15 protein-coding genes are annotated in these 16,892 nt (G+C 40.2%); 10 read left to right on the top strand and 5 right to left on the bottom strand.

All coding sequences use genetic code 11. The annotated features are described in order from the left end of the window. Window positions 1-5 precede the first annotated feature (5 nt). The 5 genes from mnmE to rpmH form a co-directional block, all read right to left on the bottom strand. Window positions 6-1,394: a tRNA uridine-5-carboxymethylaminomethyl(34) synthesis GTPase MnmE gene (mnmE, locus tag PRK60_RS09210; protein ID WP_273646031.1), complete on the bottom strand. Its 1,389-nt coding sequence runs from the start codon at window positions 1,392-1,394 to the stop codon at window positions 6-8. 187 nt (window positions 1,395-1,581) lie between these two features. Next, a complete protein-coding gene (gene jag, locus PRK60_RS09215; RefSeq protein WP_102168012.1) occupies window positions 1,582-2,361 on the bottom strand; it encodes an RNA-binding cell elongation regulator Jag/EloR in 780 nt (259 codons plus the stop codon). A gap of 284 nt (window positions 2,362-2,645) precedes the next feature. Next, complete coding sequence (locus tag PRK60_RS09220) at window positions 2,646-3,476, bottom strand: YidC/Oxa1 family membrane protein insertase (RefSeq protein WP_003716312.1); 831 nt, start codon at window positions 3,474-3,476, stop codon at window positions 2,646-2,648. A gap of 3 nt (window positions 3,477-3,479) precedes the next feature. Beyond that, entirely contained in the window at window positions 3,480-3,836 is a 357-nt protein-coding gene (gene rnpA / locus PRK60_RS09225) for a ribonuclease P protein component (RefSeq protein WP_098044945.1), read from the bottom strand. A gap of 130 nt (window positions 3,837-3,966) precedes the next feature. Then, entirely contained in the window at window positions 3,967-4,101 is a 135-nt protein-coding gene (gene rpmH, locus PRK60_RS09230) for a 50S ribosomal protein L34 (RefSeq protein ID WP_003665227.1), read from the bottom strand. A 495-nt stretch (window positions 4,102-4,596) separates the two neighbouring features. Between rpmH and dnaA the strand changes: the two genes are divergently transcribed. The 10 genes from dnaA (at window position 4,597) to PRK60_RS09280 (ending at window position 16,891) form a co-directional block, all read left to right on the top strand. Beyond that, a complete protein-coding gene (gene dnaA / locus PRK60_RS09235) occupies window positions 4,597-5,916 on the top strand; it encodes a chromosomal replication initiator protein DnaA (RefSeq protein ID WP_102168014.1) in 1,320 nt (439 codons plus the stop codon). A 173-nt stretch (window positions 5,917-6,089) separates the two neighbouring features. Further along, complete coding sequence (gene dnaN, locus PRK60_RS09240; protein WP_102168015.1) at window positions 6,090-7,229, top strand: DNA polymerase III subunit beta; 1,140 nt, start codon at window positions 6,090-6,092, stop codon at window positions 7,227-7,229. 211 nt (window positions 7,230-7,440) lie between these two features. Further along, on the top strand, window positions 7,441-7,662 hold the full coding sequence (gene yaaA, locus PRK60_RS09245; protein ID WP_273646032.1) for a S4 domain-containing protein YaaA: 222 nt from the start codon (window positions 7,441-7,443) through the stop codon (window positions 7,660-7,662). An 8-nt stretch (window positions 7,663-7,670) separates the two neighbouring features. Beyond that, complete coding sequence (gene recF / locus PRK60_RS09250; protein ID WP_102168017.1) at window positions 7,671-8,795, top strand: DNA replication/repair protein RecF; 1,125 nt, start codon at window positions 7,671-7,673, stop codon at window positions 8,793-8,795. After that, complete coding sequence (gene gyrB, locus PRK60_RS09255; protein ID WP_191912479.1) at window positions 8,792-10,738, top strand: DNA topoisomerase (ATP-hydrolyzing) subunit B; 1,947 nt, start codon at window positions 8,792-8,794, stop codon at window positions 10,736-10,738. The genes recF and gyrB overlap by 4 nt, the downstream gene beginning before the upstream one ends. Before the next feature lie 88 nt (window positions 10,739-10,826). After that, a complete protein-coding gene (gyrA, locus tag PRK60_RS09260) occupies window positions 10,827-13,346 on the top strand; it encodes a DNA gyrase subunit A (RefSeq protein ID WP_102168019.1) in 2,520 nt (839 codons plus the stop codon). 198 nt (window positions 13,347-13,544) lie between these two features. After that, window positions 13,545-13,841: a 30S ribosomal protein S6 gene (rpsF, locus tag PRK60_RS09265; RefSeq protein ID WP_003716304.1), complete on the top strand. Its 297-nt coding sequence runs from the start codon at window positions 13,545-13,547 to the stop codon at window positions 13,839-13,841. A 36-nt stretch (window positions 13,842-13,877) separates the two neighbouring features. Next, window positions 13,878-14,423, top strand: a complete 546-nt coding sequence (gene ssb / locus PRK60_RS09270) for a single-stranded DNA-binding protein (protein ID WP_102168020.1) — start codon at window positions 13,878-13,880, stop codon at window positions 14,421-14,423. Between the two features lie 32 nt (window positions 14,424-14,455). Then, a complete protein-coding gene (gene rpsR / locus PRK60_RS09275; protein WP_003716302.1) occupies window positions 14,456-14,692 on the top strand; it encodes a 30S ribosomal protein S18 in 237 nt (78 codons plus the stop codon). Window positions 14,693-14,866: 174 nt separating this feature from the next. Continuing rightward, complete coding sequence (locus PRK60_RS09280) at window positions 14,867-16,891, top strand: DHH family phosphoesterase (RefSeq protein WP_102168021.1); 2,025 nt, start codon at window positions 14,867-14,869, stop codon at window positions 16,889-16,891. Window position 16,892 lies beyond the last annotated feature (1 nt).

The following is a 16,892-nucleotide window of genomic DNA, read 5'->3' on the forward strand; positions in this document are numbered from 1 at the left end:
TCCTCCTACTTTCCTAAACAGAATTGACTAAAGAGTTGATCTAGTAGTTCATCTTGGTAGCTATCGCCAGTAATCTCACCAAGCAAGTCCCAGCAACGCGTCATGTCAATCTGAACTAAATCAACGGGCATCCCCGCAGCAATCCCTTTCAGCACATCGCCAAGAGCATCATCTGCTTGGTGTAGTAGCCCAATGTGACGAGCGTTCGTTACCATTACACTGTTTTGATTATTTTCAATTCCCTCTTCAAAGAACATTTTGCTAATGGTTTCACCTAGCTGACTCATTCCCTCATTCTTAACGATTGATGTTTCAATCAGCTTATCGCTTCCAACTAACTTCTGCAATTCATTTCGATCAACCTTATTCGGCAAATCGGTTTTATTTAGAATTACAATCCGTTGCTTATCCTTAGTTGCTTCCAAAAGTTCCCGATCTTCAGCGGTTAACTCTGTCGAATTATCAATTAGCAGTAAGATTAAATCCGCAGCGTCCAGGGCTTTTCGGCTTCGTTCAACCCCGATCTTCTCAACCTGATCATTAGTATCCCGAATTCCGGCAGTATCAATTAACTTCAGCGGTACCCCATCAACGTTAACGTATTCTTCAATTACATCACGAGTAGTTCCAGCAACGTTAGTAACAATCGCCTTATCTTCGTGCAGCAAAGAATTCAATAAGCTAGATTTACCAACATTTGGTCGTCCAATAATCGCAGTGGCAAGCCCTTCACGAAGAACCTTGCCCTGCTTTGCCGTTTTCAGCAACCCTTCAATCCGTTGACGAATTTCCGTAGCCTTCTCTTTCAGCATTTTCGTTGTCATTTCTTCAACGGCATCATATTCAGGGTAATCAATATTAACTTCTACCTGAGCTAAAACATCCAGAATATCTTTCCGTAACTTTCGAATTAAGTGGGAAAGATTCCCATCAAGCTGATTCAAGGCAACCTTCATTGATTTATCTGTTTTGGCCCGAATTAAATCCATAACGGCTTCTGACTGCGATAGGTCAAGCCGTCCATTTAAGAATGCCCACTTAGTAAATTCACCTGGTTCGGCCATTCGTGCACCATAGCTCAATACCAACTGAAGGATCCGGTTCGTTGCAAGCAGCCCACCATGGCAATTAATTTCAACTACATCTTCACAAGTGTAGGTATGAGGGGCCCGCATTACCGAAACCATTACTTCATCAACTTCTTCATCACTATCGGGATCAATAACGTGTCCGTAGTTAATAGTATTAGTCTGTACCTTACTCAGATCCTTGCCCCGATAAATTTTCTGTGCAACAGGGATTGCATCATCACCGCTAATTCGAATAATCGAGATTCCCCCTTCACCAACTGGGGTCGAAATTGCCGCGATTGTATCATTATCAGTATTGGCCACCGTCCAGACTCCTTTCTAATAAAAAAAGTGCCCCCACGTCATCCACCAATAAGCTTGGTAATCACATGGTCAAAGCACTTTCACTACTTTAACAAGTATCTTAAATTGTATAACCGCAATTATTTTAATTTCATCACGTTAAAATGTCAAATAAGAAATTTCACCCTTTGATAAGACTGCAAGCAGCCTAGTTTTTCGGTGCAATTACAACGCTCCGGTATGGCTCGCGTCCATGAGAATAAGTCTTAACATGATCATTTTCCTGCAGTTCTTGATGGAGCTGTTTTCGCTCTCGAGCAGGCATTGGATCCAAAAAGACTGCCTGACCAGTTGAAACAACTTCCATTACAGAACGTTCTGCCAGCTGGCGCAACGATTCTTCACGTCGTTGTCGGTAATTCGCTGTATCTAAAATCACCATTGTCTTCTCCGCACCATGATAATTCATAAAGGCGTTACTTAACTGTTCCATTGCATTAATCCGCCGACCATGATGACCAATAATGCGCCCAGACTGCTCACTTTGCAAATCAATTTTTACCTCATGAGAACGAACGTCGCTCACAACTGGTTTAACTTCAATCCTCAAGTTTGCAAAGACGTTCTTTAAGTAATCCGCAAGCTCCTGACTAACTTTTTCCACCCGCTTAACGTTTTCTTCGTGGCGGCGTTTCATTTCAGCAGGATCAACTTCACGGTCTGATGTTGATTTATGATGAATTTTTGATTGCTGCTGAGCCTTAATTTGCTGCTTTGCTTTTTGGTGACCGTGATTTTCTTTATCGTTATCTTTCTTTTGGGCCTTTTTTATAGATACTTCAATGATCGCTTCTCGACGACCAATTCCTAAGAAACCATGACGCGATTGTTGGATAGTTTTTACTTCTAACTGATCTACTGCTACCCCAAGTTTCTTACTAGCAGAGGCAACTGCTTCCTCAACAGTTTCTCCTGTATAACGTCCCATTCAATTTCATCTCCCAAAAATAAATACTCGTTTTATTTTACAACAGAACTATAAGTCGCGACAAATCTACTCTAAAAAGAAAATGACTGAGACATAAGTACTTTTACCAAGTTCAAATACGAACAGCGCGGTACGCAAATGGGTTCCAGTGTCCGGTATAACCGAACTCTGGAACCCTATTTGCGCTCGCGGGGGCGTGAAAACGAAGTCATAAATGACTTCTGTCACGCTCCCTCTTTCGTTAATGTTTTCTAAACTTAAATTAAGTCTAATCGTGGAAAATACTACTTCCGACGACTGCTGTATGCACGGCGTTTTGCTTTTTCAAGTTTGCGCTTTTTTGCCTTTTCTTGTTTCTCCTTCGCTTCTCGTTCACGGCGAATCTTAAATGGATTTTGCAACAAGAGAGTTTGAACTACCTGGAAGGCGTTTGAAACTACCCAATACAAAGTAATCGCGGAAGAGAATCCTAATGCCATGAAGAATACCATAATTGGCATAAACCATGTCATTGCGGAAGTCATTGCATTTCGCTCAGGCATTGAGGCCATTGATAACCATGAACTTAAGAAAGTAAATAGGGCCGCCAGAATTGGCAAAATATAGTATGGATCTGTGTGTCCTAATTGAAGCCACAGAAATGTCCCATGCCGTAATTCTGGTGTCCGCCAAATAGCTTGATAAAGAGCCCACATGATTGGTAATTGGATAATCATTGGTAACATCGAAGCCCAAGGATTAACTCCCGCTTCCTTATAAAGCTTACTGGTTTCTTCCTGCATCTTCACCATGGATTCACGATCCCGTGATGAGTACTTCTTTTGGATTGCCTTCAGCTTAGGAGCTAACTCCTGAGTTTTCAGCATTGACTTCGTTTGGTAGAACATCAATGGCAAGAGGAGGACCCGAATAATGATAGTAAAAATAATGATCCCCATACCATAGCCACCACAATTATTTGATAGCCAAATGATAAACCGAGAGAAGTTATAAACTATGTAGTGATCCCACAAGCCAGTACTATGACTTGTAACTGGCTTATTTGAGCAAGCTGCAAGAAAAAGCGTCAAACTTCCAATTGCAGCAAGACTTAGGACACGCTTTACCTTTTTCATTGATTAACGATCCTCACTTTTCTCTTCTAATAGATGTGCCCTTTTAAGAGCATGGACAAGGTTTTTCTTTGTTTCCGCCATTTCCAGTCCATCTGCAGCTGGACGAGCAATTACTAAGAAATCCACGTCTTGCCGTAGATAAGGTTTTACTTCAAGAAGTGTTTGGCGAATCCGACGTTTAACCCAGTTTCGGTGAACTGCATTTCCAATCCTTTTCCCTACGGAAATACCAACTCGAAAATGCTTTTGACCTGGTTTTGCCATTTGATAGATGACAAATTTATGGTTGGCAACAGAATTATGAGTTTCAAATACCCGTTGAAACTCACTTTCCTTTTTTACCCGATATGATTTTCTCATAATAATGTAGATCTCCAGCCTTAACTAAATATAAAAAGGGCCGGACATTGCAGCTCCAACGAAACGATAGCTCGTCAAGCTGACTGCCCTGCCCTTGCAATAAAAAAAGCCACTATAAAAGTGGCCGTAATTATGCAGATAATACTTTTCTGCCCTTTTGACGCCGACGTGCTAATACCTTACGGCCGTTACTGGTGCTCATACGCTTACGGAAGCCATGGACACGTGCACGGTGACGCTTCTTTGGTTGAAACGTGCGCTTCATACGATGCACCTCCTATTCAATCTGAATGGTTTGGTTTTTATAGTCTAAAAAGACGATCTCTTCAAACATACTCTGGAAGTATAACATACTTTTCTCAAATATTAAACGTGAAATTTTTTTAGATTTTTTTGTTTATCCACAGAAGCGTAAAAATAATCCACAGCGTTGTGTATTTCTCATTCCTGTGGATAAGTTATTAACCGTGATTTCACAGCATTTTTCAACAATTCACATCCTGTTATTAAAGTTATCCACAGCCCTGTACAAAACTGTTTATAAGTCGTTTAAATCCCTTTGTTATAGTAATTAGTTATCCACAGGACACGTGGAAAACTATTATCTTTTTATTTTATCTCCAATCTCCACATTACTTTTTTGAATTTACACACAGTGTTGTGTAAATATTTTTTGATTATCCACTCACCTGTGGAAAACTTTTTTTCATAATGATAAAATGTCGTTTGTAATTTAATATCTATTAGGAGGGGAACTATTTTGACTGAGCTCGATTCTCTATGGGAAGCGATCCAAAATTCATTTCGTCAAAGCAAAAGTCAGGTTACCTTTGACACATTAATTGCTCCGGCAAAACCACTCTCTCTCTCTCAAAACCAATTAGAAGTTGAAGTACCCACAAAAGTTCATCGTGATTTTTGGGAAAAAAACTTAAAGGCTGAATTAAAGCAGTACGCCAAAACGGTTACTAATCAAGAGATTGAACCGCACTTTGTTCTTGAGGGAGAATTCGATCCTTATCAAAATGATCGACCAGCAGAATCAAATAATTTTGAAATGGATACGCCACTTAATCCTCACTACAACTTCAAAACTTTTGTTGTTGGTGAAGGAAACAAAATGGCTCATGCTGCTGCCTTCGCAGTTGCCGAAAGTCCCGGTGGTCTCTATAACCCGCTTTTCATTTATGGGGGTGTGGGACTAGGAAAGACCCACTTGATGGAAGCAATCGGTAACCATATGCTTCAACTCAATCCAACAGCAAAAGTAAAATACGTTACTAGCGAAGAATTTACTAATGATTTTATCCATTCTATCCAAAGTAACTCTACGGAGAAATTCCGTGAAGAGTACCGTAATCTGGACTTATTATTAATTGACGATATTCAGTTTCTTGCTAACAAGGAAGGAACTCAGCTTGAATTCTTTAATACATTCAATGCTCTTCACGATAATAAAAAGCAAATTGTCATGACTTCTGATCGAATTCCAAATGAAATTCCAGAACTGCAGGATCGTCTCGTTTCACGATTCCGTTGGGGGTTAACGGTTGAGATTACCCCGCCAGATCTGGAGACCCGAATTGCTATTTTGCGGAGTAAGGTTGAGGAAGATCACATTAATATTGGAAATGACACCTTGAACTATATTGCAGGACAGATCGATACCAATATTCGTGAACTTGAGGGAGCACTAACCAAGGTTCAGGCATTCTCTAACTTAAGCCAAGAACCAATTACGCCGCACCTCGCATCACAAGCTCTTCGGGGACTGCAAAGGACTACTAAAACAACAATTACGATCACGTCAATTCAAAAAAATGTTGCTGATTTTTACAATATTACCCAAAGTGACATTGTTGGAAAAAAGCGGGTCAAGCAAATTGTTGTTCCGCGTCAGATCGCGATGTACCTTTCTCGTGAACTAACTGATTACTCATTGCCAAAAATTGGTAAAGAATTTGGCGGGAAGGATCACACAACCGTTCTTCACGCAATTGATAAAATTGAAGAAGAGCTCCAAACTGATAACGAACTTCAAGAACAGCTAAATACATTAAAAGCGAAATTAAAAGCATAGTTGTGGAAAACTTGAAAGTTATTCCCAATTTTATCCACAACTTATCCACAAGCGAATACGTTGATTTTTCTTAGTCGAACTAAGTTATCCACAATATTAACAGGCTCTACTACTTCGACTATATTTTAAAGCATTAATATAAGTATATATAACCTACTAAAGGAGCATTGATAATGAAATTTACCATCAATCGTTCAGCATTTATTAGTCAATTAAATAATGTTCTTAGAGCAATCTCATCTAAAACTACTATTCCAATTCTAACTGGGTTAAAAATGGTAGTAGCTAACGATAGCATTACACTAACTGGTAGTAATTCAGATATTACAATTGAAAGCGTAATGTCAGCTAGCAATGAAGATTATGAATTAAAAATTGATGAACCAGGTTCAATTGTTTTACCAGCTCGATTCTTCAGTGAAATTGTTAAGAAGCTTCCAGACAAGCATGTAACTATTGAAATTACTAGTGGTTTTCAAGCTGATATTACTTCAGGTAATGCCAAATTCCAAATTAATGGACAAGATGCAGAAAACTTTCCTCATTTACCAGAAGTTGAAGCAAATAATACTGTGGTTCTTGCCAATGACATGCTTAAAGAAGTCATTCGGCAAACGGTCATTGCTGTTTCTAAACAAGAAAGTCGGCCAATCCTTGCTGGGATCCACGTAACGTTGCATGATGGATTGCTTACAGCAGTTGCTACTGATAGTCATCGACTAGCACAACGGAAAGTGCAATTAGATGGTGTTGGCGATGTTAATTACGATGTTATTATTCCTGGGAAGAGTTTAGATGAACTTTCTGGAATGATTAGTGACGTTGATGATGAAGTAAAGATGCAAGTTACCGATAACCAAGTATTATTTATTTTTGGTAATACGCACTTCTATTCCAGACTGTTAGAAGGAAATTATCCGGAAACGAGTCAGTTGATTCCAGACACATCAGATACGACAGTAGAATTAGATGCGGGAACGTTCCTATCCTCAATTGACCGGGCTTCGTTACTTTCGCATGAGAGTCGGAATGATGTTGTTAAATTAACCATTAAGCCTGGCGAAAAATTGGTTCGAATTAGCGGTGATTCACCAGATATCGGAATGGTGGAAGAAGATGTTGCCACATCAGCGGTTGAGGGAAATGACTTAGAAATCTCCTTCAATCCAAATTACATGAAAGATGCATTGCGATCCTTTGGTCAATCAACGGTTAAGATTTCATTTACTTCTCCATTACGGCCGTTTACGTTAGTCCCAACGGAAGATACAGAAAACTTTGTTCACTTAATTACGCCAGTTCGAACATTCTAATGACATGTAAGAGGATTATGATAACTAGTTTGTCATAACCCTTTTTTATTTTAAAAATTTGCTGAAATCGTGTTTTAAGCAAATTAAGCGTTTTTAACTCGATTTTGACAAAAAAGGCTAATAACTACTAAGAAGCCTAAAAAGGCTATCTGCGCGTTTTTAACCTCTTAAATGTGGTATAATAGTATTTGTGAAAAGTAGGTGATTAAGTGTGGAAATCAAGACCATAAAAATAGATCGGCCGTTCATCACCCTGGAACAATTACTCAAGGAAGAAGGAATTATCCCAACTGGTGGTGCAGCCAAGTGGTTTTTGAAGGAGCATGATGTTCGGATTAATGACGAACTTGAGAATCGTCGTGGTCGGAAATTATATCCAGAAGATGTTGTTATCATTCCTGAACATGAACCAATTATGATTAAGAGTAAGTAGGAAATTGCATGATTCTTTCAGAATTGCACTTACATAACTTTCGTAATTACGAAGATCTGACAGTTCATTTTGCTCCTGGAGTTAATGTCTTGATTGGTCACAATGCTCAGGGAAAAACGAATATGTTAGAGGCAATTTATGCATTGTCATTAACCCGGAGTCACCGGACCCATAACAACCGAGAACTCATTAATTGGCAGCATAAATCAGCAACCATTAGCGGAATTGTTCAAAAGACGAGTGGACGCGTTCCGTTAGAATTAGAATTTACTTCTAAGGGAAAACGAGCCAAGGTCAATCATCTTGAGCAGGCTCGATTATCTACATATGTTGGTCAACTAAATGCCATTCTATTTGCGCCGGAGGACTTGTCCCTAGTTAAGGGAGCACCAGCACTGCGGCGTCATTTTATGGATATGGAATTTAGTCAGATGAGTAGTAAGTATCTTTATAATGCTGGGCAGTATCGAACTTTACTGCGCCAAAGAAATAAGTATTTAAAGCAGTTAAAATACGGTCAACAGCACGATAAGGTTTTACTTGGGGTGCTTTCTGATCAGTTAGCTGCATACGGTGCAGAGGTTATTATTGCGCGTTATCAATTCTTACAGCATTTGGAAAAGTGGGCTTCGCAGCTTCATGAAAAAATATCGTTAAATGCTGAGCAGTTACGGTTAGACTATGTTACTCAGTTAAAGCTGAGTGAAGAAACCACCGTTGAACAAGCATATCAAGATTTGTTAGAGCTTTATCAGTCCCATGTAGATTGGGAAATTGAAAAGGGAACCACAATGTACGGACCGCAACGGGATGACATTCACTTTATGGTTAACGGGAAAAACGTTCAGTCGTTTGGCTCACAAGGCCAGCAGCGAACAACGGCATTATCTGTTAAGTTGGCGGAGATCGACTTGATGAAGGAGCAGACCGGGGAATACCCGTTACTGCTTTTAGATGATGTCCTATCTGAATTAGATACTATTCGTCAGACACACTTATTAACTGCCTTTCAAGATAAGGTACAAACCTTTCTGACAACAACAAGCTTAAATGATGTTGCACGGCAGTTAATTCATCAACCGAAAATCTTTGAAATTGAACATGGTACTTTGAGCAAGGGGGAAACACAGTGAGCGACGAGCAAAAAGAAACAAAAGCTGAGTTAGCGAGCGAGTATGATGCCAGTCAAATTCAGGTTCTTAAGGGGCTTGATGCAGTACGAAAACGGCCAGGGATGTATATTGGTTCGACCTCGGCTCAAGGACTACACCATTTAGTTTGGGAAATTGTCGATAACGGAATTGATGAGGCCCTAGCTGGATTCTGTGATGAAATTAACGTGGTTGTTGAACCAGATAATAGTATTTCTGTTACTGATAATGGACGGGGAATTCCTGTTGATACTCAAAAAGAGACCGGGAAACCAGCACTTGAAACAGTATTTACTGTTCTTCACGCCGGTGGTAAGTTCGGCGGTGGCGGATACAAGGTCTCTGGTGGATTACACGGTGTTGGTGCTTCAGTTGTAAACGCCCTTTCTACAGAACTTGATGTTAAGGTTTCACGTCAGGGTAAGCGTTACTACATGGACTTTGATCATGGTCACGTTAAGACCTCAATGAAGGTAATTGATGAAAATGTGCCGGAAGATGTTCATGGGACAACTGTTCATTTTAAGCCGGATCCGGAAATTTTCCGTGAAACAACTACATACAACATTAAGACCTTAACAAACCGTCTTCGTGAATTAGCATTCCTGAACAAGGGATTAAAAATCACAATTGAAGATAAGCGTGATAAGGAGTCAGAACGGCAAGAGTTCCATTACGAAGGTGGAATTCGGCACTATGTAGACTTCTTGAATGAAGGGAAAACCACTCTCTTTGAACCACCAATTTACGTTGAAGGAAAAGAAAATGGCATTACTGTGGAAGTTTCTCTTCAATATACTGATTCTTACAGAAGTGATTTACTGACGTTTACCAACAACATCCATACTTATGAAGGTGGAACGCACGAAACTGGGTTTAAGATGGCCTTAACTCGGGTAATAAATGATTATGGACATAAGTCAGGAGTCTTAAAGGGAAACGAGACGCTTTCCGGGGATGATGTACGTGAAGGATTGACCGCGGTTGTTTCTATCAAGCACCCAGATCCGCAATTTGAAGGACAGACTAAGACAAAACTTGGAAACTCTGATGCACGAACAGCAACTGATCATGTTTTTGCAGCGACATTTAACCGATTCTTACTTGAACACCCTGACGAAGCACGGCAAATTATCGAAAAGGGACAACTAGCTTCTAAAGCTCGGGTAGCGGCAAAACGAGCACGTGAAGTTACCCGAAAAAAGAGTGGCCTGGAAATTAGCAACTTACCAGGTAAGCTAGCTGATAACACCAGTAAGGATCCAAATATATCTGAACTATTTATTGTCGAGGGGGACTCAGCTGGAGGTTCTGCTAAACAGGGACGTTCTCGGTTGACTCAAGCAATTTTGCCAATTCGGGGAAAGATTTTAAACGTTGAAAAGGCGACCCTTGACAGAATCTTAGCAAACGATGAAATTCGGTCCCTGTTTACAGCATTGGGAACAGGCTTTGGTGAAGACTTTGATATTACCAAGGCTAATTACCATAAGCTGATTATTATGACCGATGCCGATGTTGATGGTGCCCATATTCGGACGTTGCTGTTGACTCTCTTCTATCGGTTCATGAAGCCAATGATCACACATGGTTATGTCTACATTGCCCAACCACCGCTATATCAAGTTCGTCAAGGGAAATTTGTAAAGTACATTGAATCAGATGAAGAGCTTGATCGGGTTGTTAACTCGCTTCAACCAAGTCCGAAACCTGTTATTCAACGTTATAAGGGGCTTGGTGAAATGGATGCTGAGCAGCTTTGGGAAACAACGATGGATCCTGAAAAGCGCCACCTGCTCCGGGTAAACCTTGATGATGCCAAGGCAGCAGAAGAAATCTTCCCGATGTTGATGGGGAATAAGGTTACACCGCGGCGTGACTTTATTGAGAAGAATGCTAAGTTTGTAGAAAATCTTGATTTATAAGATTGGTGTGTGAACCGGAATAAAAGCTTGGTAACTACTGGAGCTTTTTTCAGGCATCACACTCAAATTTAAAGGAGGAACAACGATAGTGGCTGAAAACGATCTATCAAATAACCGGATCACGGACGTTAACCTGACTAGTCAGATGAAAAATTCATTCTTAGACTACGCCATGAGTGTTATCGTTTCTCGGGCGCTCCCGGATGTGCGTGATGGGTTGAAACCAGTACAACGACGGATCCTATACGGGATGAATGAATTAGGGGTTACTCCGGATAAGCCATATAAGAAGTCTGCCCGGATTGTTGGGGATGTTATGGGGAAATTCCACCCTCATGGTGATTCTTCAATCTATGAAGGGTTAGTACGGATGGCACAGGACTTTAGTTACCGGTACATGTTGGTTGATGGTCACGGTAACTTTGGTTCAATTGATGGTGATAGTGCCGCTGCTATGCGGTATACCGAAGCCAAAATGAGTAAAATTGCCGTTGAAATGTTACGGGATATTAACAAGAATACTGTTGATTTTCAAGATAACTATGATGGAACCGAAAAGGAACCAACTGTGCTACCAGCGCGGTTCCCTAACTTACTTGTTAATGGTGCTTCAGGGATTGCTGTCGGAATGGCAACGAATATTCCAACCCATAATTTAGGAGAGGTTATTAGTGCGATCCACGTACTGATGGATAATCCAGACGCTACAACTGAAGATTTAATGAAAGTCTTGCCAGGACCAGATTTCCCAACTGGTGGCGTTGTCCTGGGCAAGTCTGGAATTCGGAAAGCCTATGAGACAGGTCGAGGGACAATTGTTGTTCGGGCTAAAGTCGATATTGAAGAACGAAAGAACGGTAGACAACAAATTGTTGTTCACGAAATTCCTTACATGGTTAATAAGGCAAAGCTGATTGAACGGATTGCTGATTTAGCCCGGAATAAGGAAATTGAAGGAATTACTGACGTTAATGATGAAACCGACCGTGAAGGAATGCGGATCGTAATTGATGTTCGTCGTGATGCTAGTGCTGAAGTGATCTTGAATAATTTATACAAGATGACCTTGATGCAGACGACTTTCAATTTCAATATGTTAGCAATTGTTAATGGCGCACCAAAGATTCTTAGCTTGAAGGAAATCCTTAAGTATTACTTAGAACACCAAGAAAATGTTGTTCGACGGCGGACAGAATTTGATCTAAAGAAAGCTGAAAATCGTGCTCATATTGTTGCTGGGTTACGAATTGCTTTAGATCATATTGATGAAATCATTAATATTATTCGGAACTCTCAGACAAGTGAAATTGCGAAAAACCAATTGATGGAAAACTATGGACTATCGGATCGTCAAGCTCAAGCAATTCTTGATATGCGGTTAGTTCGGTTAACTGGTTTGGAACGAGAAAAAATTGAGGCCGAATACAAGAAGCTAATGGCAGCAATTGCCGATTATAAAGACATTCTTGCTCACCAAGAACGGATCAACCAAATTATTTACGATGAATTGTTAGAAATTCAAAAGAAGTTTGGTGATAAGCGACGGACAGAACTTCAAGTCGGTGATATTACTAACATTGAAGATGAAGATTTGATTGAGGAAGAATCAATCATCGTCACCTTAACGCATAATGGTTACATTAAGCGGTTGCCAGTAGATGAATTTAAGTCTCAACACCGTGGTGGTCGTGGTGTTAAGGGAATGGGAGTTCACAAGGATGACTTCATTGAACAATTAATTTCTAGTGATACTCATGACTTGCTCCTTTTCTTTACTAATTCAGGAAAGGTTTACTCCATGAAGGGGTACGAAATTCCAGAGTACGGTCGGTCTGCTCAAGGAATTCCAATCATTAACTTACTTGGAATTGATAATAAAGAGAAGATTAGTGCTGTGATTAACGTTTCACATGAAACCAACGATGATGATAAGTTCCTCTTCTTTACCACTAAGCAGGGAACCGTAAAGCGAACACCAGTTACCGAATTTAAGAATATTCGAAGTAATGGGTTGAAGGCGATTAACCTTCACGATAATGATGAGCTGATCCATGTTGATATAGTTAAGGATCAACAAAACATGATTATCGGAACGCACCATGGTTACGCCCTAAGTTTTAACTCATCTGTTGTCCGGTCAATGGGCCGTTCAGCAGCAGGGGTTCGCGGAATTCGCTTGCGGGATGATGATTATGTCATCGGTACTGCACCGCTTGATGATGATAGCAATGTCCTAGTAATTAGTGAGTTGGGTTACGGTAAACAAACGCCTGCTAGCGAGTACCCGATTAAGGGTCGTGGCGGTTTAGGTGTTAAGACCGTTAATGTAACGAAGAAGAATGGTCCTTTGGTTGGCTTAACAACTGTTAAGGGAGACGAAGATATTATGCTGGTCACGGACCATGGTGTGATTATTCGTTTCGGTGTTGAAACAGTATCGCAAACTGGTCGTTCAGCATTAGGTGTTCACCTAATTAAGATGGATGATGGGACACATGTTGCAACGATTGCGAAGGTTGAAAAAGAAAGTGATGAAGATAGCGAAGACGATTCTTCATCAAATGAAAATCCAACTGAAGAAGTAACTACTGAAGAAAAAACTGAATAAATAAAATAGAAATCCTGATTTGTTACGTCTTTATTAATTAGACCGCAAATTCAGGATTTTCTTGTTACCTGTTCCTTGTTTTAAACCAATGTCTGTGGTATATTTTATTCTTGTGAGTATACGTAACAGACGTCTACTCTCCTTGTTCTTCTTAATCTTTACGGGAAGAGCCAGAGTCCATAAGGAGGTGTAACATTCATGGAAACACGTAAATATGAAATTACTTACATCATTCGTCCTGATATGGAAGAATCTGCAAAGAGCGACCTTGTAGCTCGCTTTGACAAGATTCTCGAAGACAATGGTGCAACCATCGCTGATTCCAAGGATTGGTCAACACGCCGGTTTGCTTACCCAATTGACAAGTACACTGAAGGTACTTACCACGTGGTAAACCTTACTACCGACACTGACGAAGCCTTAAACGAATTCGATCGTTTAGCTAAGTTCAACGATGATATCCTACGTCACATGATCATCAAGCGTGAAGCTTAATTTGATCTTCAATTAATAGAGAGGAGACGAGATCTAATGATTAATCGTGCAGTACTTACTGGACGCTTAACAAGAGATCCTGAGTTGCGGTACACAACCAGTGGAACAGCTGTTGTATCATTTACTTTAGCTGTTGATCGTCAATTCCGAAACCAAAATGGGGATCGGGATGCTGACTTTATCAATTGCGTCATTTGGCGTAAGTCTGCTGAAAACTTTAGTAACTTTACTCATAAGGGATCCTTAGTTGGTATCGAAGGACGGATTCAAACCCGGAATTACGAAAATCAACAAGGTAACCGAGTTTATGTTACCGAAATTGTTGTCGATAATTTTGCACTGCTTGAACCACGCCAAAATGGTGGTAGTCAACAATATGGCAACCAACAACCATTTGGTGGTCAAGGTCAACCACAGTACAATAATAATCAACCGCAACCTGGAAATAATGCTCCTCAATCTAATTCGTCTAATGGCTTTGGTGGTAATAGTAACCAACCAAGTCAACCAGATAATCAATTCCCTAATGATGGGGATGATGGTCAATCCATTGATTTATCTGATGACGAATTACCATTCTAAAGAATTCTTTAACCAGATAGGAGGGTAATTTCATGGCACAACAACGTCGTGGCGGCCGTCGTCGTCGTAAAGTCGACTTTATCGCCGCAAACCACATCGACTACATCGATTACAAAGACACTGATTTATTACGTCGGTTTATTTCTGAACGGGGTAAGATTTTACCACGTCGGGTTACTGGTACTAGCGCCAAGAACCAACGGAAGTTAACTATCGCTATTAAGCGTGCACGGATTATGGGTCTTTTGCCATTCGTTGCTGAAGATTAATTCCGTAAAATAAAGAATCGTAACAATTATTTGTTGCGATTCTTTATTTTTAAAAGATTTTTCATTCCGTAAGTGTTGAGATGCAGTCAAATAGACCAATGTGATATTATAGATACTGATTTGTTTAACAAAAATTAATAATTAACAAAAAATGTTAAAATCGGGAGGACCAGTATGAGAGATCTTATTAGTCGAGAATACTGGCGAGAGCTGTTTAAACAGCCAGCAGTTCGATGGAATTTTATTTACATTTTAATTTTAACGATTCTTAGTCTAGTACTGGGATTCTATATTAATTGGCTTCTTGGGATTGCGATTCTGGTGGTAGCTCTTTTTGGTAGTCAGCTTAGTATCAGTCGTTTACGAACGATTGTTGTTGATGCTCATGAGTACTTAGCAGATCTAACTTATCGGGTTGAACAGGGACAACAAGAAGCGCTGCTTGAAATGCCTTTAGGAATGATCTTGATGAATAAGCAGGGCGAAATTCAATGGATTAACCCCTATATGGCTAAGTACTTTGATCTAAAAATTGTTGTTGGGAAGAAACTTAAAGAAGTTGATAACGAGCTTGCCAAACTAGAAAATGAGCATCGGAATGATAAGCAGCCGACAATCGTTACTTGGCAGGATCGCCAATTTGAATTCTTGGTTCAGAAGGATAATCATGTTATCTACATGATGGACGTGACAAGCTATGAAGAAATCAATAAGCGTTATAAACAACAGCAAATCTTTCTGGGAAACATATATTTAGATAACTATGTTGAACTAACTCAGGGGATGAGCGATTCAGATGTTTCCAATTTACATAACTATGTAACGTCAGAAATTAGTAAGTGGGCGGCAGAGAATCACTTATTAATGAAGGTAATTGATGATGATAATTATTTGATTATTGGACATCAAATTTCATTGAAACGATTGGAAGAAAAGAAGTTTAAGATTCTCGATATTATTCGGGAAAACACTTCAAAACAGAACTCACCAGTAACGTTAAGCGTTGGGATTGCTTATGGTGAAAATGATCTGGTAAAATTAGCTGATACTGCTCAAAATAACCTTGATCTTGCGCTAGGACGAGGTGGCGATCAGGTTGTTGTTCGCGCTCAGGATTCTGAAGCACGGTTCTACGGTGGGAAAACTAATCCAATGGAAAAGCGGACACGAGTTCGAGCACGAATGATTAGTCAGGCCCTTCAGGAGCTAATGGCCCAGGCAGATCAAATCTTTGTAATGGGACATAAGAACCCTGATATGGATTCACTGGGTGCTTGTTTAGGAATTCGCCGAATTGCGGAAATGAATAACTGTGAATGTTGGATTGTTGTTGATGATGAGCAGGCGCACTCTGATGTTCAGCGTCTTTTGAAGCAAATGGATAACTTCCAGGAAATTAAAGAGCATATTATTACCCCTGAAGAGGCGCTTGAGAAGGCCACCCCTAATAGTCTTTTGGTAATGGTTGACCATGCTAAGAAGGGAATTACGATTGCTCCAGAGCTTTATGAACGCTTGCAGAACCGCCTTGTGATTATTGATCACCACCGACGCGGTGAAGAGTTCCCCGAAAATCCATTATTGGTTTACATCGAACCATACGCGTCATCAACCTGTGAGTTAATTACTGAAATGTTTGAATACCAGCCACGGGAAGGTAAAGGGTTGAATAAACTAGAAGCTACTGCAATGCTGACGGGAATTCAAATTGATACTAAATCCTTTACCAAAAGTGCGGGAACCCGGACATTTGATGCAGCAAGTTACTTACGATCTGCTGGAGCTGACGGGATGATGATCCAAATGTTCATGAAAGAAAATGCAGATAGTTTCATGAAACGTAATCACTTAATTTCATTAGCGGAGTTGAATGATTCAATTGCAATCTGTGCCGGAGAGGACGATCAGGTCTATGATCCTGTAACGGCTGCTCAAGCGGCAGATATGCTTCTTCAGGTTAACGGGATAGAGGCCTCGTTTGTTATTACTAAACGAGCTGATAGAATGGTTTGCATCTCTGCACGTTCAATGGGTGATGTGAATGTTCAATTAATCATGGAAAAAATGGGTGGCGGTGGTCACCTAGCTAATGCTGCAACCCAAATTAAGGGCAAAACAATTGCGGAAGTTAAGCAAACTCTGATTGACCAATTGGCTAAAACAGAGGATGATGGAAATAAAGAATCAACTGAGGAGTGAC

The sequence above is a fragment of the Limosilactobacillus portuensis genome (assembly GCF_028607025.1).
Lineage (GTDB): Bacteria > Bacillota > Bacilli > Lactobacillales > Lactobacillaceae > Limosilactobacillus > Limosilactobacillus portuensis.

What these genes read in the sequence shown, in the direction of transcription:
- rnpA (WP_098044945.1), bottom strand. Translation starts at nt 3,836, where the DNA reads ATGAGAAAATCATATCGGGTAAAAAAGGAAAGTGAGTTTCAACGGGTA.
- ssb (WP_102168020.1), top strand. Translation starts at nt 13,878, where the DNA reads ATGATTAATCGTGCAGTACTTACTGGACGCTTAACAAGAGATCCTGAG.
- rpsR (WP_003716302.1), top strand. Translation starts at nt 14,456, where the DNA reads ATGGCACAACAACGTCGTGGCGGCCGTCGTCGTCGTAAAGTCGACTTT.
- rpsF (WP_003716304.1), top strand. Translation starts at nt 13,545, where the DNA reads ATGGAAACACGTAAATATGAAATTACTTACATCATTCGTCCTGATATG.
- recF (WP_102168017.1), top strand. Translation starts at nt 7,671, where the DNA reads ATGATTCTTTCAGAATTGCACTTACATAACTTTCGTAATTACGAAGAT.
- dnaN (WP_102168015.1), top strand. Translation starts at nt 6,090, where the DNA reads ATGAAATTTACCATCAATCGTTCAGCATTTATTAGTCAATTAAATAAT.
- PRK60_RS09280 (WP_102168021.1), top strand. Translation starts at nt 14,867, where the DNA reads ATGAGAGATCTTATTAGTCGAGAATACTGGCGAGAGCTGTTTAAACAG.
- jag (WP_102168012.1), bottom strand. Translation starts at nt 2,361, where the DNA reads ATGGGACGTTATACAGGAGAAACTGTTGAGGAAGCAGTTGCCTCTGCT.
- PRK60_RS09220 (WP_003716312.1), bottom strand. Translation starts at nt 3,476, where the DNA reads ATGAAAAAGGTAAAGCGTGTCCTAAGTCTTGCTGCAATTGGAAGTTTG.
- rpmH (WP_003665227.1), bottom strand. Translation starts at nt 4,101, where the DNA reads ATGAAGCGCACGTTTCAACCAAAGAAGCGTCACCGTGCACGTGTCCAT.